Origin of the sequence: Bacillus cereus group sp. MYBK101-2, assembly GCF_051918845.1 — a bacterium.
GTDB classification, from domain to species: Bacteria; Bacillota; Bacilli; order Bacillales; family Bacillaceae_G; genus Bacillus_A; species Bacillus_A paranthracis.
Window position 1 is genome coordinate 42,569 of the sequence record NZ_JBQAIE010000012.1, and the last position, 18,941, is coordinate 61,509.

Genomic DNA, 18,941 nt, shown 5'->3' on the forward strand with positions numbered 1-18,941 from the left:
TACGTAAAAAACGTAAGCTTCTTTTTTATGTAAGTGTGTGTAACCGTTAAGCCGCATTGGGTTTTGTCGGTGAGTACGCGAAACTTTACGGTTACACGACACTTATTCATATGAGTAAAGGGTTATTCCAACAGAAAGTTTGCACTTAAGCGATTGGGCCGCCTAAGTTAATAATGTCTTCAGATACGCTGTCGAACTTTTTGAAGTTAGCTTTGAATTCATTTGCAAGTTCGATTGCTTTTGCTTTGTAAGCAGCTTTATCAGCCCAAGTTTGTTCAGGCATTAACACTTCGTCAGGTACACCTGGTACGTGAAGTGGAACTTCAAGACCGAAGATGTCATGTTTAGCTGTTTCAGTTTTTGCAAGTTCACCGTTTAATGCTGCTTGAATCATTGCACGAGTGTAGCCTAAGTTCATACGTTTACCAACGCCGTATTCGCCACCAGTCCAGCCAGTGTTTACTAAGAATACTTTCGCATCGTGTTTCTCGATTTTTTCACCAAGCATTTCAGCATAGCGAGATGCATCAAGTGGTAAGAATGGTGAACCGAAGCAAGTTGAGAATGTTGCTTGCGGAGATGTAACGCCGCGCTCTGTTCCTGCTAGTTTACTAGTGTAGCCACTTAAGAAATGGTACATAGCTTGTTCTTTTGATAATTTGCTGATTGGAGGCAATACGCCAGATGCATCAGCAGTTAAGAAGATAATTGTATTTGGGTGTCCTGCAACACTTGGCAGTACGATATTGTCGATCGCATGCATAGGGTATGCAGCACGAGTATTTTCTGTTAAAGTAGTATCGTTATAGTCTGCGATACGCGTTTGGTCATTAATGATAACGTTTTCTAAAACGGATCCAAATGTGATTGCATCGAAAATTTGTGGTTCTTTCTCGTGAGAAAGGTTTACACATTTCGCGTAGCAACCGCCTTCAATATTGAATACACCGTTATCAGACCAACCATGCTCATCATCACCGATTAATTTACGGTTTGGATCAGCAGATAATGTTGTTTTACCTGTTCCAGATAAACCGAAGAATAGTGCTACGTCGCCTTCTTCACCTACGTTTGCAGAGCAATGCATAGAAAGGATATCTTGTTCAGGTAATAAGAAGTTCATAATAGAGAAGATTGATTTTTTCATTTCTCCAGCGTATTCTGTACCACCAATTAGTACGATACGTTTTTCGAATGAAACCATAATGAATGCTTCAGAGTTTGTACCGTCAACAGCTGGATCAGCTTTGAAATTCGGTGCAGAAACAATTGTGAACTCTGATTCATGAGTTGTTAATTCTTCTTCAGTTGGACGAATGAATAATTGATGTACAAATAAATTGTGCCATGCATATTCGTTAATAACTTGAATTGGTAGGCGGTAATTGCGGTCCGCGCCTGCAAATCCTTTGAAGACGAATAACTCTTCTTTTTCTTTTAAGTATTCTAAAACTTTCGTATATAATTTATTAAAATGTTCTTCAGAAATCGGTTGATTCACAGCTCCCCAAGCAATTTTGTCAGCAACCGATGCTTCTTTCACAATAAATTTATCTTTAGGAGAACGTCCTGTATATTTTCCAGTTGAAGCAGAAACGGCACCAGTCGAAGTTAATTTCCCTTCATTTCGCATTAATACTTTTTCCACTAATTGCGGAACACTTAGTTGAATCTGTGCATTGCTTCCGTTCAATAATTCGTGTAAACCAATTTGGACATTCACAGTACTCATATTTATATACCATCCTTTTCATTTAATGAAATATTTCTCGTAATCCCCAACAAGAGTATAACACAATTATATAAATAATGTATACTATTTATTTCTTTTTGTTTGTGTGAATACATTATTTCCTTATTAATATTTCATTTTAGGCGCATTGAGAAAAACTTTCACGAAAATGTGAATATTAATTGACAAATGAATATCATTTCTTTAGTATAGGTTGGGACGGATACTCTCTTATCCCGAGCTGGCGGAGGGACAGGCCCGATGAAGCCCAGCAACCTCACTTGTAGTGGTAAATACAGGTGAATAGGTGCTAAAACCTGTGCGAGGCTACAGGTCTCGAACGATAAGAGCGAAGGGCAAAAAGCAGTATGCAAGTAGCAAATTAAACCTTTCCTCTATGTAAAGTGGGAAAGGTTTTTCTGTATGCTTGTGGGAGAATAAATGTATGTCGCAGTTTGTGGCAAATTAAGGATGAGTTCCGTACAATATATACAATTACTGTAGGGAGGTTTACCACATGACAAAAAAACGTCATCTGTTCACATCTGAGTCTGTAACTGAAGGACATCCAGATAAAATTTGTGACCAAATTTCTGATTCAATTTTAGATGCGATCTTATCAAAAGACGCAAATGCACGTGTAGCTTGTGAAACAACTGTAACAACTGGTTTAGTATTGGTAGCGGGGGAAATTACGACTTCTACTTACGTAGATATTCCAAAAATCGTTCGTGAAACAATTCAAGGCATTGGTTACACACGCGCAAAATACGGATTCGATGCAGAAACTTGTGCAGTTTTAACATCTATCGATGAGCAATCTGCTGACATCGCTATGGGTGTTGACCAAGCGCTAGAAGCACGCGAAGGTCAAATGACTGACGCTGAGATTGAGGCAATTGGTGCAGGAGACCAAGGTTTAATGTTTGGTTTCGCATGTAATGAAACACAAGAGTTAATGCCGCTTCCAATCTCGCTTGCTCACAAATTAGCTCGCCGTTTAACTGAAGTACGTAAAAATGATACATTATCATACCTACGTCCGGATGGAAAAACGCAAGTTACAGTTGAGTATGATGAAAATGGTAAACCAGTACGTGTTGATACTATCGTAATTTCTACACAACATCACCCAGATGTTACATGGGAAGAAATCGATCGCGACTTAAAAGAGCACGTAATTAAAGCTGTAGTACCAGCAGAATTAATCGATGGAGAAACGAAATTCTTCATTAACCCAACTGGCCGCTTCGTAATTGGTGGACCACAAGGTGATGCTGGTTTAACAGGACGTAAAATCATCGTTGATACTTACGGTGGATACGCTCGCCACGGTGGCGGTGCATTCTCTGGTAAAGATGCAACGAAAGTTGACCGTTCTGCAGCATATGCAGCTCGTTATGTTGCGAAAAACATCGTAGCAGCTGGTCTTGCTGAAAAAGCAGAAGTACAACTTGCATACGCAATCGGTGTAGCACAACCAGTATCAATTTCAGTTGATACATTCGGCACTGGTAAAGTATCTGAAGACGTACTAGTAGAACTAGTTCGTAACAACTTCGATCTTCGCCCAGCTGGTATTATTAAAATGCTAGACTTACGTCGCCCAATTTACAAACAAACAGCAGCTTACGGCCACTTCGGACGTACTGATGTAGATCTAACATGGGAACGTACAGACAAAGCTGCAGCTTTAAAAGAGCAAGCTGGTCTATAATATATGAAAAAAAGCTTTGCGCAGTGAGCGCAAAGCTTTTTTATTTTGTTTTACTTACAATTTGAATGCATGAGTTACAATACACTTCGCCATCTAGCTCAATATACTTTTTCATATTCGTCATACCATTTGCCGGAAAGGGCATATGAATCCATGCTTTTTCATATGTTTGTATTTCTTTTTCACATGATTTACAAAGGGTGGGTTTCTTACCGAACATAGATAATCATCCTTTCATTTGACGTGCTTTACCTGCGCAAAAGGCACTGCTTAGTAAAAATAGTGTTGCGAATATAATACTTACTAATGTAGCGTATGGAATTGCGCCTTTTAGAGAAAAGCCGACAGTGATGGAAGCGATAAATAAGAGGATGAATGTTGTTGTTAGTTTTTTATAAAGTTCCATATTGAATAAATCTCCTTATTAAGAAATTTTTGCATAGCATCATCTATCTGGTATATATGTGGAAATTATTCCTGTAGAGTGAGTAGTACCACCAGCACGTACGTAAGTGTGGCTTAATTGTAAACCTAAATTTCCCACAGTATTTGAAGTTCTAATTTTCGTATTCATTTGAGCTGTTTTTGGTACAGGGTTAAATAGGTTTTTCTCCAGCGTCCAACTGCCATAGTTTTCACTTAATGATGAGTTACTGTTTATACTGAATCCAGTTAAATTTCGAAAAAGGAATAGTGGAAGCATAGTGGAATCTGGTTCATAATTTATTAACTTTTGAGATGAATAAGGTACAGATAATTGTGTATTCCAGCTTATAAAAGGTGGATTTATAACTGTGTTTTTAAGAGTATGAGATGCTGTAATATCCCAAAAAGATCCTATTTTTCCGTTAATATCCGCGTCAGAACTGTCTTGACTAAATGTAATAGTTGTTGTTAATTTAGCTCCAGAATAAAGAGAGTAATGATAACTTCTACTTGCTTGAAAGGACTCAGTAGTATATGCAGTGGAGTGTGCATTTTTTTCTAAAGTGTGTATACTTTCTTTTTGAATTGCTTCTATGTTTTCTGTTTTCGCTTCTGAGAAGTAATAGTCTCTATAGCTGATTTTGTTTATATAATAATTAGATACAGCAAATAAATATAAATTTGTTTTTGGAGAAGATTCTAAGATGTTTGTTTTAATTGGATTACCGTTATTATGATAGAGCTGAATTTCAGCAGATTTTGTTGTAAGTAGGGGATTTAATTTTTGATCAGGCGTATTTTTGTCTTCACTCCAAGTTGTTTTGTTTACGGGTATAACATTCGTATGTTTTTTTTCAGCATGAACGGTAGAAGAAAAGCATAGCCCTAATAAAGAAATGAAAAATAATAATTTTGTATAAATTGTACTATTTTTCATATTTAACTCCTTTAATTCGGTGTTGTTTCCATACAAAATCTACAAGGTAGGCAAGGGCAAGTGGAATGACTGTACTAGTCAAATAGTAACGAATACCACCATCAGTCATAAGCACATATAATTTTAAAAAGTTAATATGAAATCCGTAAGCGATGCATTGGAAAAGGGATAATATAATTAGGAATGGTATAATGGGTACGTATCGTTTCATATTTTGAATCATGTAAAGCTCCTTTAGATGGATAAATATACTTTTATTGTATCATATTGGATTCTTTAGTTTATACATAATTTTAAAAAGTTAAATGAGAGGGAAGATGAAAAATGAGCGTAACCGAACATAAAAAACAAGCGCCAAAAGAAGTGCGCTGCAAGATCGTAACAATCTCCGATACACGTACAGAAGAGACAGATAAGAGCGGACAACTATTACATACATTGTTAAAAGAAGCAGGCCATACAGTAACATCTTATGAAATTGTAAAAGATGATAAAGAAAGTATTCAGCAAGCGGTGTTAGCTGGTTATCACAGAGAAGATGTTGATGTCGTGTTAACAAATGGTGGTACTGGAATTACGAAACGTGATGTGACGATTGAAGCGGTATCAGCGTTATTACATAAAGAAATTGTCGGGTTTGGTGAGTTGTTCCGCATGATTAGTTATTTAGAAGATATCGGAAGCAGCGCAATGTTAAGTAGAGCGATAGGTGGCACAATTGGGCGCAAAGTTGTCTTTTCCATGCCAGGGTCTAGCGGAGCAGTTCGTCTTGCGATGAATAAATTGATTTTACCGGAATTAGGTCATATTACATTTGAGCTACATCGACAATGAGTAAGTGGGCTGGAATTGTATTAGCAGGTGGTATGTCGAGTAGATTTGGTGAGCCGAAAGCGTTAGCGAGTTGGCAAGGTAGTACGTTTATTGAACATATTGTGAAAGTGATGACAAATGCGCTTCAAGAAGTTGTAGTCATTAGTCATTCGGATCTAAAAGAGCGAGTAGAGCAACTCGTACAAGTTCCTGTTATAGAAGATATTCCGCATTATAGAGGAAACGGCCCACTTGCTGGAATTGTATCAGGAATGGAATACATAGAAGCAGATTGGTACGCTATTATGCCATGTGATGCGCCAAATGTTTCGCATGAGTGGTTTACCATTTTATTAGAAAAAACAAGCAATGAATATGATGCGATTGTACCTATTATTAATGGAAGAAAACAACCGTTACTTGCAGCGTACCATAACCGCGTGAAAGAAAAGATTTATGCTTTGCTTCAAGAAGAAAAAAGAAGTATGGGTCAGCTTTTATCACAATGTAATGTGAAATACATTGCTGGTGAAGATGTACAAGCAAATGCGGATTGGTTTATAAATGTGAATACGAAAGAAGAATATGTGCAGGCTCAAAAAGACCTTTCAAATGAATGAAAGGTTTTTTTGATATACAGAAATTGGGGAACAATTACTGTATAAAGGTATGTGAGTAAGTTGATTTTAAGGGGAATCTCTTAAAATCACTATACAGTTAAAATACTGTATAACCATATATTAATTTTTATGGGTTTTTATTACAAGTCTGTTTAGTTATGTATCTTTTTGTTATAATGAATATAGAAATAAAGTGATACTTCACCTTATGTATCATTTAGTAAACTAAAATTTATAACTGTGTAATAAACTCCCTCCGTTTTTGAAGGGAGTTTTTCTGTTTAAGCGAGTAATTCTGATGCGGTGTTCTGAAGGACTTCTTCATATTGGTCAAGTAACCCACGAAAAATCTCATCCCAGCTTTTGGTTTTCGCATAAGACGAAGCCGCTATGCCCATTTGTATAAGTTGCTCTTCATTTTGCAGTAAAGAATAAATGGATGATAGAAATGCGTCCTCGTTTTTGGGTGGACAAAGAACTCCCGTTTTTCCATCAGTAATAATATTTTTAACTCCGCCACTATTTGCACCGATGACAGGTGTACCGCATGCAAGTGATTCGAGTACGACATTTCCGAACGTTTCAGTAGCGGATGGAAATACCATGATGTTAGAACAAGCATACGCTTCAGCTAAATCCTTACCTTGTAAATATCCAGTAAAAGTGACATTTGTTTTCGGAACAGCTTCACGCAAATTTGTTGCTAGCGGACCGTCTCCTGCGATGAGCCAATGAATGTCGTTTTGAGTATGCGTCGTTTTTACGATAAGGTGTTGCAATGTATCAATGTCCTTTTCAGGAGCAATCCGTCCAATATAGGAAAGGACGGACTTCGCTGTAATATTATATTTTTTTCGGAATAGGTCTGTATTGTAAGCTGGATGAAAGAGATTGCAATCTACACCGCGTCCCCAAATAGAGAGAGCTTGAAAGCCTTTATGTTTTAATTGATGTAATGTTTCAGGAGAGGGAACGAAATTTTTTTGCATATGACTATGAAACCATTTTAAATAGTTCCAAAGCATATTGGAGAGAAATTCAATTTTGTAATAGCGTAAATAAGCATCGAAATCAGTATGATAAGAACCGACAACTGGGATGTTTAACTTTTTTGCATAATACAATCCACAAAGTCCCATGTTGAAAGGTGTAGCAATGTGAATCATGTCAGGTTTAAAGGAGAGAAGTTCTCGTCTAATGCGCGGAGTAGGAAAAGAAAAGCGACATTCTGGATATAATATTGTTAATGGGATACTTCTCATCTTGTTCACATTCGCTACGAAATTATCTTCAGCTGTATGCTGAGGGGCGAAAACAGAATAGGCGATTTTTTCTTTCTGAAAATATCGTGTTAACCGCTCTAACGTTTTCGCAACCCCGTTCACTTGTGGTGTAAAAGTATCGGTAAAAATGGCGACTCTCATCATATCACTCCTTTATGTGAAAAGTGGGATGAATTGATAAAAAGAGATGATGCCAGAGCAAGTGCCGAGGCACATACCGACAAATACATCAGATGGATAGTGGAGCCCTAAATAAATGCGCGAAATACCGACGCATAATGCTAACGGTAATAGGAAAATAAGTAAGTTTGGATTATAGCAAATAAATGGAATAAAGACAGAGAAAACGGCTGTTGTATGACCAGACGGGAAAGAGTGGTCTTGTAATGGATGGACTGGATATTTTGCATCCTGAATTGTTAAATAAGGACGTTTTCGTGGATACCATCTTTTTAATATTTGCACAGGAATATGGCTAATTGCTAACGAAATAGCAGTTGCAATTGCAGCTTGATGCAAAGTTCCACTTGCAAAAATTAAAAAGAACAGTGTGAGTGCGATAGAGAAAGTCGCGCCACCGATATGAGTAATATTGCTGAAAAAGATATTTAACGTTTTTTGATCAAAGTATCGGTTAATTCCTTTGAAAATGTAACATTCTATTTTATATAATCCACTGACCTTCATGAAAATTCTCCTCCCTCATCTACATATATATGGAGATATTAGCTTTTATTTTAATAAGATTTTGTTGAGGGAGTAATAATGTTTTGTAAAGAAAAAGTTAGATTTTATATAAAAAAAGCTGCCAGTGTTATGGCAGCAGTAAAATCATTTTTGTAGTGATTTATAATATTGGCCTTTTTCAACGTATTGCGTGCGAATTCGCTCCATGTCTTTACGGTCTTCTTCTGTTAACTCACGAACGACTTTCGCTGGACGACCGAAAGCTAACGTGTTTGGCGGGATTTTCTTTCCTTGTGAAACGAGGCTTCCAGCACCGATAAAGGCTCCTTCGCCAATTTCAGCACCATCTAATATAATAGATCCCATTCCAATTAAAGCATCTTTCTTAATATGACAGCTATGTAAAATAACTTGATGCCCAATTGTTACGTCATCTTCTAAAATAAGAGGATATTGCGGGCTTTGATGAAGTGTACATTGATCTTGTACATTTACCCGGTCTCCGATAATTGTTGGTGACACATCACCGCGGATGACTGTATTAAACCAAATACTTGATTCCTCGCCAATTGAGACATCGCCTGTAATGGTAACATAGTCAGCGATAAAAGCACTACTCGCAATTTTCGGATTTTTTTCTTTGTAAGGATATATCATGTAAAGCCTTCCTTTCCTAGAGACTAGTTTCAGTGTACCAAATTATGAAAAAGAGTGAAATGGAGGAGAGCCGTATGTGGAATTATGAAGCTGAAGAAGCAAAGGCTGTAATCGTTATCGTGCACGGCGCAATGGAATATCACGGACGCTATGAAGCCGTTGCGGAAATGTGGAATCATATCGGCTACCATGTCGTGATGGGGGACCTTCCGTCACATGGAACGACTTCAAGAAATAGAGGACATATTGATTCGTTTGATGAATACATAGAGGAAGTTAAATTATGGGTGAAAGAGGCAAGAAAGTATCGGTTACCTATTTTTCTATTTGGTCATAGTATGGGTGGTCTTATTGTCATTCGTATGATGCAAGAAACGAAGAGAGAAGATGTAGACGGCATTATTTTAAGTTCGCCATGTTTAGGTGTATTAGCTGGACCTTCTGCACCGCTTCAAGCTGCCTCAAAAATATTAAATATTATTGCTCCAAAATTGCAATTTGCAACGAATCTTACAGTGGAAATGTCAACTCGTAATCATGAAGTGAGAGATGCGATGGAGAATGATTCATTGTTCTTGCGCAAAGTATCAGTACGTTGGTATAGTGAATTGATTAAGTCTATCGAAATGGCTCATAAGAAAATAAACGATTTTCCAGATGTTCCGCTCTTGCTAATGCAAGCATGTGAGGATAAACTTGTAGATAAAATACGTGTCCGCACTTGGTTTGATAATGTTAAAATAAGTGATAAGGCTTTTAAAGAATGGCCGAATTGTTATCATGAGTTATTAAATGAGTATGAGCGCGACGAAATTTTGAATTATATTCAGTCATTTACTGAAATACGCATCAATAACATAATAGAAACAAATAAGTAAATTATTTGTACATTGAATAGAGGAGATGAAGGAAGAAGTGAACGTACCGAGTAATCCCATAACGCTCATGGCGAAAGTATACCGTGATGTGTTTCCGGTTGTACACCATGAGCTAGCGATGTGGAAAGAGCGTGCCTACCATATTCCGAATGATGAGCTTCATAGTCAGGCAATCGCAAGTATTGAGCATAAAACGTTTCATTGCGAAGGCGGTGGCATTTTAGCACTATTAGCAAATGAACACCGTGAGGAATGTATTCGTTTTATCGTCGCATATCAAACGATTAGTGACTACTTAGATAATTTATGTGATCGCAGTACATCACTTGATCCGAATGATTTTGCCGCGTTGCATGAATCTATGTTAATGGCATTATCACCTGAAGTAGAAGGTGGCGGTAATTATTATCGCTATCGTGATGATCAAGATGATGGTGGTTATTTAGATGAACTTGTTGAAACATGCCAAGATGTTTTAAAGAAAACGAAGCACTATGACAAAATTGCTCCTATTCTTCATGAACTTGCTTGTTATTATTGTGATTTGCAAATTCATAAACATGTGAAATTAGAAGAAAGAGAACCACGATTACAAACATGGTTTGAAGCACATAAAGAAAACTTACCTGAGATGAGTTGGTTTGAATTTTCAGCATGTGCCGGTTCTACTCTTGGAATCTTCTGTCTTGTAGCATATGCTTTTCATGATGAATTACATGATGAAGATATTGCGAAAATTAGACAAGGATATTTTCCTTACGTACAAGGACTTCATATCTTACTTGATTATTTCATTGATCAGGAAGAAGACCGTATAGGTGGAGATTTAAATTTCTGTAGTTATTACGAAAACGAGCAAGTGATATTAGATCGTATGAAACATTTTGTAGAAGAAGCAGAGAAGAGCATTGGTGACTTGCCTCATGCGAAGTTTCATCGCCTTATAAGCCGAGGATTACTTGGTATTTATTTATCAGATCAAAAAGTATCAGCACAAAAGAATATGCACAAAATGGCACGGCGCATTGTAAAATACGGGGGCCTCACTTCACGATTCTTCTATTGGAACGGGAAGATGTACCGAAAGAAAACAGCGCAGTGATGAAGAAAACCACTCATGTAGAGTGGTTTTTTGTTATAATATGGTAAAGGTGGTGTCGGAAATGAAGCGATTGTTTCAAAAGCTATATGACAATATTGAGGTAACGTTACTCGCGCTACTTTCCGTTTCATTTGTAACTGGAATGTATATGATGATGAATAGGCCAAGTGGTCCTACTATGATGGATTATGTGCCACAAGTAATAATTGGCGCAATTATTATAGTAGATATTGTCTTTTTAATAAGTGGTAGAAAAAAAGAAAATAGTAAATAAAAAGCATTTGTACACGGTAGTACAAATGCGTTTTCATTATGATCGTATTTTTGAAAAGATATATATAAGAAGTTCAACCGCAAAAATAACTAACACAGACAGTCCAAATAAAGGCATGACAGCGCCTAGTATAACCATCATGATAAAGAAAACGATTATGCCTTTCTTATCTTTTTGCTTTGGCGGTGCTGCTAATTTTCCTTTCGGTTTTCTTGCTAACCACATTTTTATTCCGTAATAAATGAGAAGTAGTAGAGATAATGTCGTTAGTAAGCATAATATTTTATTGGGCCATCCGAATAAATGACCTTCGTGAAGCGGGATACCGTAAGTGAACCATTGTGCAAGTAAGCCATAATCACAATAGTCTGTTTTGGAAATGAGCTCTCCGCTATATTGATCAAAATAAGCTGTTATTTCTTCATTTGGTGCAACATGCATACCTGTAATACCGGAACCGCTTGATTTCGAAACAGTGAACACACCTTTTGGATCAGCTGGTAGTGAAATAACATATGGTTTCTTTATTTTAATTCCTTTTTGCAATTCATCGACAGAAATTGCTTTCGGTTCATTTGAATTCGATTCAGGAGGAGCTTCTTTTCTTGTTGCCCACGGTAATTCTTTTACCTTTGATTCAGGCGGCGCCATATACAATTTCGGATATCCGAGTGATTCATTTGATGATGCAATTTTATAAATTTGGTTACCCATAAATCCTGACCACGGCAATCCAGATGCAACTAACAAAACGAGAGGAATTGTAAATATAATACCGATAATAGAATGACGTCGTTTTGCTTTTTCTCGCTTATTGGATGCCGGTGTGTTTTTGAATTGGCGTATACTCATGTACAACCCAGTTACAATTAAGAAGATTGTCCAACATGCCGCAAGTTCTACAGTATAGTTAACGACAGTGCCACCAACTAAAAGAGAACTATGTAATTCCCGCATGATATTGGCAAACGTTTCACTTGCGTTTTGATCCCCAACAATTTGATTATTATTATCTAAATACACATATTTTTGTTGCCCAGTATACTCATTTGCAATCGTAAGTCTCGTATTATAATCCCCATTAAACTCACTAATTTTCGCCACACTATAATGTGGATATTTTTTCTCTGTTAAGGAAATAGAATCAGCCATCGAAATAGATTCTGTTTGAGCACTCTTCCCAAAATATAAATCTTTATAGATGAAATCCTCAACCTCTTCCCGAAATAAATACCCAATTCCGCTCAGTGACAACGTAATAAGAAGCGGCGTAATAAAAAGCCCAGCATAAAAATGCCAACGCCAAAAAATGTAATGAAGCGAACGATTTACTTTCATACTTTCAGTTCCCCTAACCTTCCCTATATGAATAACTACTTATTTAATATAGCGAGATTAAGTGTGGATACTTTGAAAGAATTGTGAAGAAAGTTAAAAGTTTTGGGGATTTTTATTGGCGAGACATACAATAAGTAATGCAAAGCTTAGTTGAATGAATCAGCTCTTCATCTCCTTTTTGTAGCCTGATTTGAAGCGCTTTTTGAAAACAAGTAAGGGCGGTGTGGAAGTCACCCTCATCTAATTTGCTTTTTCCATAATGTTGGTAGAAGAAGTCTTTATAAGTAGGAACGTTCGGCAACATATGTTGAAGCTCGGTAAAAAGTGTATTTGCCGTATGGAAATTTTGTTCCCAATGATATGTATGTGCGAGACGAAGTTTGTTAATAAAAATCCCTTGGATGTTGTCTGTTTGTGTGTAATATTCAATGGCCTCCTGTAAGTAATACTTACTGTCAGAAAGGTTGCCAACGATTCGTTCATAAACACCGATTAATCCGCAGTTTTTTCCGTATAACGATTCTTTATGTAAATGTTCTTTCACAAATACAATCCCTTGCTTCATTTCAGCAAGGGATATAGGCTTTTCTCTAAGATTTTCATCAAATGTGTATCCCATTTCAAAAGGTATATTCATTTGGACCCCCTTATATTTTCTACATACATCCTAACAATTGCTTTTGCAAGACATTGAGAGGAATCAACAAAATCCTCACTCGCCACCACATTCAAATCGGTACATGCGATAATTGCCGTATCAACTTCCTCTCTCAATTTTAAAACGAGCGCATTCCACAATTCACGAGCTTCTTCAATCTCTCCAGATTTAATCCAAGTAATAATTTGATTAATCATTTCCTGCCATGTTTCATGATGAATGTACTCTATATCACGTTTTGTAATCTCATCTTGGTAAATCCCAGCTTGAACAGTTGCTTCTGTTGCAAGAAGAGCGACTCTTTTTGCAGTTTCAGGAATCGTTTTTAACGTTTCATCAACTATATTCAAAATAGGAATAGAAAGAGAACGCTGTAATTCTTCAAAATAAAGATGCGCTGTATTACACGGCATAGCGATAAAGCTTGCGCCAGTACTTTCAAGTTTTTGTGCTCCTTTAATAATCGCTTTTTTCATCGCTTCGTGATCAATAGGGCGATCCATGTAAAACGGGGTTGGGCACGAGTAAATCATCATATGAGGAAAGTCCATATCATGCTTTGCTCCGTATATTGTTTGGCACTCTGCTACAACTGTATCAACGAATGGCCCAGTTGATTTTGGCCCCATTCCTGCTAGTATTCCGATCATTGTTTCGTCTCCTTTACTATGTAATTAAAAACGTTTTTTGCGAACGATAAAAAGGAATAAGGTAAATAATAAAAATGAATATACGATAGCCCAAGCTGTTAGCCATAAAGTGTGAGTCAGTATATTATATTTGTATTGTCCAAGCATTAGAAAGCTTTCGACAGGTGGTAAAAACCATAGTAACTCTTTTTTAAAACGGATAGAGGCGATCGTTATAAGTAATATGAATGTAAGACTAAGCCAAGCGGTGCTTGCTTTTGGAATCATATTTCTAGTAAATAAAGATGCGATTGAAGTTCCAAGTATAGAGAAAGACATATGAGCGAGAAATCCGACTAAAAATAAAGAAACTGTCATTTTTTCATTAAACATTTGCAAAATAATTGGGTAGATTACGGATATAAAAGATAAAACAGTACAAATGAGAAGAGCTGTAATATATTTCCCTACATATAGTGCGGAAATATTATTTGTGTGAGAAATCGTAATTTGTTCTTGTACAGGATCTTCCGTATGAAAAATTGTGACCGTAATCCAGGCAGATAATAAATAAAGCGCGAGAGCTGTTTCTAAATATGTCGGTACAATAGGAGTCGGTTTATATGCATATACAAAAAGTAAGCTCATGAAGTACATCGCAATAGGAGGGACGTACTTATACGATTTTGTATAGTCGAGAAAGTGATAACGAATAAGAGCAAACATAATAAACCTTCTTTCGATTTAAAAGTTAGGTTGTAGCAGTGTGATAGATGCTTTTTTATGTAATAAAAACTGAAGTATGTCATTTGTATATTCTTTTTCGATGTGCAATTGAATAAGGTTTTGATTTGAATTGTGTGCAACGTGTATAAAACCGGATTGTTTTTGTAGTTCTATCGCTGAAAATGTTTCGTGAACAATTGCTTCAATATAGACTTGTTCTGCTCCTTTTTGTGCAGAGATATTTTCTGTGATTGTATGATTTGCTAACTTCAAAATTCTATCAGCGAAGTTTTCTAATAGTTGTTTTTCGTGACATGTAAATAACACGGATATACCTTGTTGTTTTAATGAGAGTAAAATATGTTCTAATTCTTGCTGAGAGTTAGGATCGAGCCCAGAAAGCGGTTCGTCTAAAATTAATAAATGTACGTCCGTAAGTAACGCTTGCATAATGCCTGTTTTTTGTTTCATACCTTTTGAAAAGTTTCGTACAACGGAATGTCTTGCATGAAGTAAATGAAACCTTTCAAGAAGCAGCGGAATTTTATCTTTTACATATTTTGTTGATAAACCGTGAATGCGGCCGAGATGAAATAGATAATCCTCTAATGTAAAACGAATCCCTTCAGGAAAATGTTCAGGTACATAGCCGATTTGTATATGTTCTTTCCTTTGAATTGTCCCTGCCGTATGTGAAATAAAGCCTGCAATTATTTTGAGTAGAGTACTTTTTCCAGTCCCGTTCCCGCCAACAATGGCGAGTGCTTCTCCTTCTGGAATGGATAAATCAATGTTGTCTAGTATAAGTGATTTGCCATACTTCTTTTGAATTCCCTTTAGTTCTACTAGCAAAGTTCTATCCTCCTATACAGTGTATATATCCATTATATAGGAGAATAACAAAAAGACGTGCAGTAAGTGCACGTCTTTTTTTGTTATCTTTTGTCGAATCGTCGCTATATTATCGTTTCTCAATTGCCACAATAAATGGCGGGTTATTTTGTTGGTTAATGAAGCCGTAGCGCAGTACGTGTGCTTGTTTTTGGTCTAATTCTTCGGCAAATTTGAGAACAGCGTCCCGTTCTACTTGTCCTTCTGGATGTCCGTGGTAAATAACAAGGACGATGATTCCTTCTGGTGCCATTACTTCTAGTAATTGTTCGATCGCTGAAATTGTTGAGTTCGGTTTTGTAACGATATGCTTGTCTCCGCCTGGAAGATAACCTAAGTTGAAAATTGCGCCTGTTACTTTTCCTTTTGCATCTTCTGGTAATACGGATAGAAGTGTATCGTGACTATCGTGAACTAAAATAGTGCGTTCGAAAAGTTCTTTTTCTTTTAAACGGGTCATCGAGCTTTCAATTGCTTCTTTTTGAATATCAAATCCAAATACTTTTCCGTTTTCTCCAACGATTTCAGCTAGGAAGCAAGTGTCATGTCCATTTCCTAAAGTTGCATCTACAGCGTAATCGCCTTCTTTTACTGCCGTTTGCAGAAGCGAGCGAGCAAACGGTAATACACGTTCTAATTTCATTTTTGTTTCTCCTCATTTGCATATTTTCCTTGCCAGCTTCCGCGGCGTACAAATTCTGCATCGATGGAATTTAATACTTCCCATTTATTTAAGCTCCACATTGGGCCGATCATTAAATCAGGTGGACCGTCACCTGTGATGCGGTGCACAATTACGTCTTCAGGAATAATTTCAAGTTGGTCAACAACGAGACTTACGTAATCCTCAAGAGAAAGGAACTCGAGTTGTCCTTTTTCATATTGTTTTACCATTGGCGTTCCTTTTAATAAATGAAGTAAATGAATTTTAATTCCTTGTACGTCAAGCTTTGCTACTTCGCGAGCTGTTTTCATCATCATGTCGTAATCCTCAAGTGGAAGACCGTTAATAATATGAGAGCAAACTCTAATGCCATGCTTGCGTAATTTATTTACACCTTCCACATAAGAAGGATAATCGTGAGCGCGGTTAATAAGGTTTGCAGTACGTTCATGAACAGTTTGTAGTCCGAGTTCAACCCAAAGGTATGTGCGCTTATTTAAGTCCGCTAAATATGCAACGACATCGTCTGGTAAACAATCTGGGCGAGTCGCGATAGAAAGACCAACAACGTCTTTTTCAGCTAGAAGCGGTTCGAATTTTTCTTTTAACACTTCAAGTGGTGCGTGTGTATTTGTATACGCCTGGAAATAAGCGATACATTTTCCGTCTTTCCACTTTGAGCGCATTTTTTCTTTCATTTCATGATATTGCGTTATAACATCATCGCGGCGATCGCCAGCGAAGTCACCAGATCCGGCAGCACTACAAAATGTACAACCGCCATAAGCAACTGTACCGTCACGGTTCGGACAATCGAAGCCAGCATCTAATGAAACTTTAAAGATTTTTTCACCAAATTCATTTCGTAAATGGTAATTCCATGTATGATAACGTTTATTGTCGTTTGTATATGGAAAAGGGTTTTGGACCTTCATTACTTTCCCTCCTAAGCCGAGTCAAAATGAAACAAAATCCATTATAACATACTCATAAGGTTCATATGGAAGGGACACACTAAAGGGGAATTGAAGCAAGGAGGGACAATTATGGCAGAGCGTCAATCACTTGAATCGTATATTACACAAGCGGAACAAGCTGTGGAATATGCGAAAGAACAATTAGACCAAGGTATGAGACAAGAGCATTACAATACGATGGAGTATTCGGATGCGCAGTTAAAATTAGAACAAGCATATAACGATTTACAAACGATGCAACAACATGCGAATGATGAGCAACGTGAGCAATTAAATAGAGCACGCATGGCAATTCGCCAACTGCAACATCAAATGATTATTACACCGCACTAAGAAGGAGTGAATGTAATGGCGAAACGTTCAGATCAAAATAACCCAGAGCAAAAAACGCAAAATGGACATAACGCTGAATTTTCAAATGAGCTTGATCCAGTTGTTCAAGTAAAACAACGCAACAGTAAAAAAGGACAACCTCAAAGATCAAAGCAATCAGAGTAAACCAGGTCGCAATATGACCTGGTTTTATTTTGCTATATGACAATAATGTAAGATTTCTGTAAGGTTTGTCGATAGTTGTAAGATAACATCTCTAGTAGAGTAAGGGAGGATTAAATTTTGGACAAGGAGTTGCTTTATGGGGAACAACATTACAAACAAACGAATTGATGAGTTAGATTACATTCGTGGCTTTGCGCTACTGGGAATTATTTTAGTAAATATTCTTGCACTACTTAACATTAAAATTCCAGATCCTAATACAGTAGATGCTAGCTATCAAAGGTTTCTATACTTATTTGTAGAAGGTCGTTTCTTCTCGATTTTCTCATTCTTATTTGGAGTGGGATTCTATATCTTTATCTCGAGAGCAATTGCAAAAGGGAAAAATGGATATGTTCTATTTTTACGCCGTCTAGTTGCGCTATTTATTTTCGGTTTGCTTCATTACATGTTTCAGCCTGGCGAAGCGTTAACGTTATATGCAATCTGCGGGTTAATCGTTTTACCATTTTATAAAGCGAAAAAAGAAGTGAACTTAATAATTGGTCTTATTTTGACAATTGCTTTTAGTGTGATGGGCGTTAAAGAACTATTACCACTTGGCTTAATTTTATTAGGTCTTGCTGCAGGGCAATATCGTGTATTTGAAAACCTCTCACAAAACATAAAGAAAGTCGCTATTTTTACAGGTGTTATGTTCGTTTTAAGCGTCGTAGCTATATGGTATCAATATGGGCATGTTCCTGCTGAGCCATTTGTAAATATGATAATTATGACTGAGGATGGAACAATGGATGCTGCAGGTCAATTCTTAAAAATTGGTGTTACAGTTGGACCAATTATTTCAGCTTTCTATGTAGGAGCATTAATTTTATTACTTCAGTTAAAACTAGTTCAAACATTGTTAGCACCACTCAAATACTACGGTCGTATGGCATTAACAAATTACATTGGACAAACGGCAATGATTTTAATTGCTGGTAGCGTATTTCACTTCGCAGAAAACTTAACATACATGCAGACGTTATATGTATGTATCGCAATTTATGCAATTCAAATTGTGTTTAGTGTAATTTGGATGAAAATCTTTAAAATGGGTCCGTTAGAATGGATTTGGCGTGTTATTACGTATTGGACGGTAACGCCTTTAAAAAAATAAAGAGAGAAGTGGGCTGTTCCTTTCGCGGAACAGCCTATTTTTATTGTCATCTTTTGTCGATAAGTCGATATATTTTGAAAATCGCTGATAAAAGTGTAAGAACCGCTGATATATTTGAAAAATCGCTAATAAAATTTCATTTACCAATGAAGTTGATCAAAAAGAAAAAACGAACCTTACGCGCGCACCACTTCTATCTTACAAAAGTGTAAGGTAATTGTAATGTTAACAAATAGCAGTTCATCTCCAAAAGGCGCAAAATAGGTAATGGAAAA

At 36.8% G+C, this 18,941-nt stretch carries 24 protein-coding genes and 1 riboswitch; of the genes, 9 read left to right on the forward strand and 15 right to left on the reverse strand.

Annotated features, from left to right (window positions below; translation table 11 throughout):
- Positions 1-145: 145 nt before the first annotated feature.
- Positions 146-1,732, reverse strand: coding sequence for a phosphoenolpyruvate carboxykinase (ATP) (pckA, locus tag ACTFSI_RS20635; protein ID WP_000108802.1), 1,587 nt, complete (start codon positions 1,730-1,732; stop codon positions 146-148).
- A 228-nt stretch (positions 1,733-1,960) separates the two neighbouring features.
- Positions 1,961-2,082: riboswitch (SAM riboswitch) on the forward strand.
- A 167-nt stretch (positions 2,083-2,249) separates the two neighbouring features.
- On the opposite strand from pckA, the gene metK reads away from it, so the two are divergent.
- Complete coding sequence (gene metK, locus ACTFSI_RS20640) at positions 2,250-3,449, forward strand: methionine adenosyltransferase (protein ID WP_000163127.1); 1,200 nt, start codon at positions 2,250-2,252, stop codon at positions 3,447-3,449.
- Between the two features lie 40 nt (positions 3,450-3,489).
- On the opposite strand, the gene ACTFSI_RS20645 is transcribed toward metK, so the two are convergent.
- From ACTFSI_RS20645 to ACTFSI_RS20660, 4 genes are read right to left on the reverse strand one after another with little or no spacing between them, the layout of a single operon-like run.
- The gene (locus ACTFSI_RS20645) at positions 3,490-3,669 is read right to left on the reverse strand and encodes a hypothetical protein (RefSeq protein WP_000467126.1); all 180 of its coding nucleotides are present in this window, start codon (positions 3,667-3,669) and stop codon (positions 3,490-3,492) included.
- Between the two features lie 6 nt (positions 3,670-3,675).
- Positions 3,676-3,855, reverse strand: a complete 180-nt coding sequence (locus tag ACTFSI_RS20650; RefSeq protein ID WP_000424797.1) for a hypothetical protein — start codon at positions 3,853-3,855, stop codon at positions 3,676-3,678.
- Between the two features lie 39 nt (positions 3,856-3,894).
- Complete coding sequence (locus tag ACTFSI_RS20655) at positions 3,895-4,812, reverse strand: hypothetical protein (protein ID WP_139896377.1); 918 nt, start codon at positions 4,810-4,812, stop codon at positions 3,895-3,897.
- Complete coding sequence (locus ACTFSI_RS20660) at positions 4,802-5,035, reverse strand: hypothetical protein (protein ID WP_139896379.1); 234 nt, start codon at positions 5,033-5,035, stop codon at positions 4,802-4,804. Before ACTFSI_RS20660 ends, ACTFSI_RS20655 begins: the two co-directional genes overlap by 11 nt.
- A gap of 101 nt (positions 5,036-5,136) precedes the next feature.
- Between ACTFSI_RS20660 and ACTFSI_RS20665 the strand changes: the two genes are divergently transcribed.
- Together ACTFSI_RS20665 and ACTFSI_RS20670 are read left to right on the forward strand one after the other, a co-directional pair.
- A complete protein-coding gene (locus ACTFSI_RS20665; RefSeq protein WP_000117140.1) occupies positions 5,137-5,646 on the forward strand; it encodes a MogA/MoaB family molybdenum cofactor biosynthesis protein in 510 nt (169 codons plus the stop codon).
- Positions 5,643-6,245, forward strand: coding sequence for a molybdenum cofactor guanylyltransferase (locus ACTFSI_RS20670; RefSeq protein WP_139896382.1), 603 nt, complete (start codon positions 5,643-5,645; stop codon positions 6,243-6,245). Before ACTFSI_RS20665 ends, ACTFSI_RS20670 begins: the two co-directional genes overlap by 4 nt.
- A gap of 281 nt (positions 6,246-6,526) precedes the next feature.
- Here ACTFSI_RS20670 and ACTFSI_RS20675 read toward each other — a convergent pair whose 3' ends face one another.
- The 3 genes from ACTFSI_RS20675 to ACTFSI_RS20685 form a co-directional block, all read right to left on the reverse strand.
- Positions 6,527-7,669: a glycosyltransferase family 4 protein gene (locus tag ACTFSI_RS20675; protein ID WP_139896384.1), complete on the reverse strand. Its 1,143-nt coding sequence runs from the start codon at positions 7,667-7,669 to the stop codon at positions 6,527-6,529.
- A 12-nt stretch (positions 7,670-7,681) separates the two neighbouring features.
- Positions 7,682-8,215, reverse strand: coding sequence for a phosphatase PAP2 family protein (locus ACTFSI_RS20680; RefSeq protein ID WP_000868587.1), 534 nt, complete (start codon positions 8,213-8,215; stop codon positions 7,682-7,684).
- Between the two features lie 144 nt (positions 8,216-8,359).
- A complete protein-coding gene (locus tag ACTFSI_RS20685) occupies positions 8,360-8,872 on the reverse strand; it encodes a gamma carbonic anhydrase (protein ID WP_000640195.1) in 513 nt (170 codons plus the stop codon).
- Positions 8,873-8,946: 74 nt separating this feature from the next.
- Between ACTFSI_RS20685 and ACTFSI_RS20690 the strand changes: the two genes are divergently transcribed.
- From ACTFSI_RS20690 to ACTFSI_RS20700, 3 genes are all read left to right on the forward strand, one after another.
- The gene (locus ACTFSI_RS20690; protein WP_042514590.1) at positions 8,947-9,750 is read left to right on the forward strand and encodes an alpha/beta hydrolase; all 804 of its coding nucleotides are present in this window, start codon (positions 8,947-8,949) and stop codon (positions 9,748-9,750) included.
- 37 nt (positions 9,751-9,787) lie between these two features.
- The gene (locus tag ACTFSI_RS20695; protein ID WP_001102457.1) at positions 9,788-10,852 is read left to right on the forward strand and encodes a tetraprenyl-beta-curcumene synthase family protein; all 1,065 of its coding nucleotides are present in this window, start codon (positions 9,788-9,790) and stop codon (positions 10,850-10,852) included.
- Positions 10,853-10,913: 61 nt separating this feature from the next.
- On the forward strand, positions 10,914-11,126 hold the full coding sequence (locus ACTFSI_RS20700; protein WP_000825353.1) for a hypothetical protein: 213 nt from the start codon (positions 10,914-10,916) through the stop codon (positions 11,124-11,126).
- A 36-nt stretch (positions 11,127-11,162) separates the two neighbouring features.
- On the opposite strand, the gene ACTFSI_RS20705 is transcribed toward ACTFSI_RS20700, so the two are convergent.
- The 7 genes from ACTFSI_RS20705 to ACTFSI_RS20735 form a co-directional block, all read right to left on the reverse strand.
- Complete coding sequence (locus ACTFSI_RS20705) at positions 11,163-12,464, reverse strand: PepSY-associated TM helix domain-containing protein (protein WP_440045607.1); 1,302 nt, start codon at positions 12,462-12,464, stop codon at positions 11,163-11,165.
- 112 nt (positions 12,465-12,576) lie between these two features.
- Positions 12,577-13,101: a hypothetical protein gene (locus tag ACTFSI_RS20710; protein WP_138320925.1), complete on the reverse strand. Its 525-nt coding sequence runs from the start codon at positions 13,099-13,101 to the stop codon at positions 12,577-12,579.
- Positions 13,098-13,772: an aspartate/glutamate racemase family protein gene (locus ACTFSI_RS20715; RefSeq protein ID WP_138320927.1), complete on the reverse strand. Its 675-nt coding sequence runs from the start codon at positions 13,770-13,772 to the stop codon at positions 13,098-13,100. The genes ACTFSI_RS20710 and ACTFSI_RS20715 overlap by 4 nt, the downstream gene beginning before the upstream one ends.
- 24 nt (positions 13,773-13,796) lie before the next feature.
- The gene (locus ACTFSI_RS20720; RefSeq protein WP_138320929.1) at positions 13,797-14,477 is read right to left on the reverse strand and encodes an ABC transporter permease; all 681 of its coding nucleotides are present in this window, start codon (positions 14,475-14,477) and stop codon (positions 13,797-13,799) included.
- 18 nt (positions 14,478-14,495) lie between these two features.
- On the reverse strand, positions 14,496-15,329 hold the full coding sequence (locus ACTFSI_RS20725) for an ABC transporter ATP-binding protein (RefSeq protein ID WP_138320931.1): 834 nt from the start codon (positions 15,327-15,329) through the stop codon (positions 14,496-14,498).
- Positions 15,330-15,438: 109 nt separating this feature from the next.
- A complete protein-coding gene (locus ACTFSI_RS20730) occupies positions 15,439-16,011 on the reverse strand; it encodes a class I SAM-dependent methyltransferase (protein WP_139896386.1) in 573 nt (190 codons plus the stop codon).
- Positions 16,008-16,967, reverse strand: coding sequence for a TIGR01212 family radical SAM protein (locus tag ACTFSI_RS20735; RefSeq protein ID WP_000868022.1), 960 nt, complete (start codon positions 16,965-16,967; stop codon positions 16,008-16,010). The genes ACTFSI_RS20730 and ACTFSI_RS20735 overlap by 4 nt, the downstream gene beginning before the upstream one ends.
- 111 nt (positions 16,968-17,078) lie before the next feature.
- Between ACTFSI_RS20735 and ACTFSI_RS20740 the strand changes: the two genes are divergently transcribed.
- From ACTFSI_RS20740 to ACTFSI_RS20750, 3 genes are all read left to right on the forward strand, one after another.
- A complete protein-coding gene (locus ACTFSI_RS20740; protein ID WP_000840868.1) occupies positions 17,079-17,342 on the forward strand; it encodes a YtzC family protein in 264 nt (87 codons plus the stop codon).
- 15 nt (positions 17,343-17,357) lie between these two features.
- Positions 17,358-17,507 carry a hypothetical protein gene (locus tag ACTFSI_RS20745; protein WP_001129345.1) on the forward strand — a complete coding sequence of 50 codons (150 nt, stop codon included), beginning with the start codon at positions 17,358-17,360 and terminating at the stop codon, positions 17,505-17,507.
- Positions 17,508-17,643: 136 nt separating this feature from the next.
- A complete protein-coding gene (locus ACTFSI_RS20750; RefSeq protein WP_000527721.1) occupies positions 17,644-18,666 on the forward strand; it encodes a DUF418 domain-containing protein in 1,023 nt (340 codons plus the stop codon).
- Positions 18,667-18,941 lie beyond the last annotated feature (275 nt).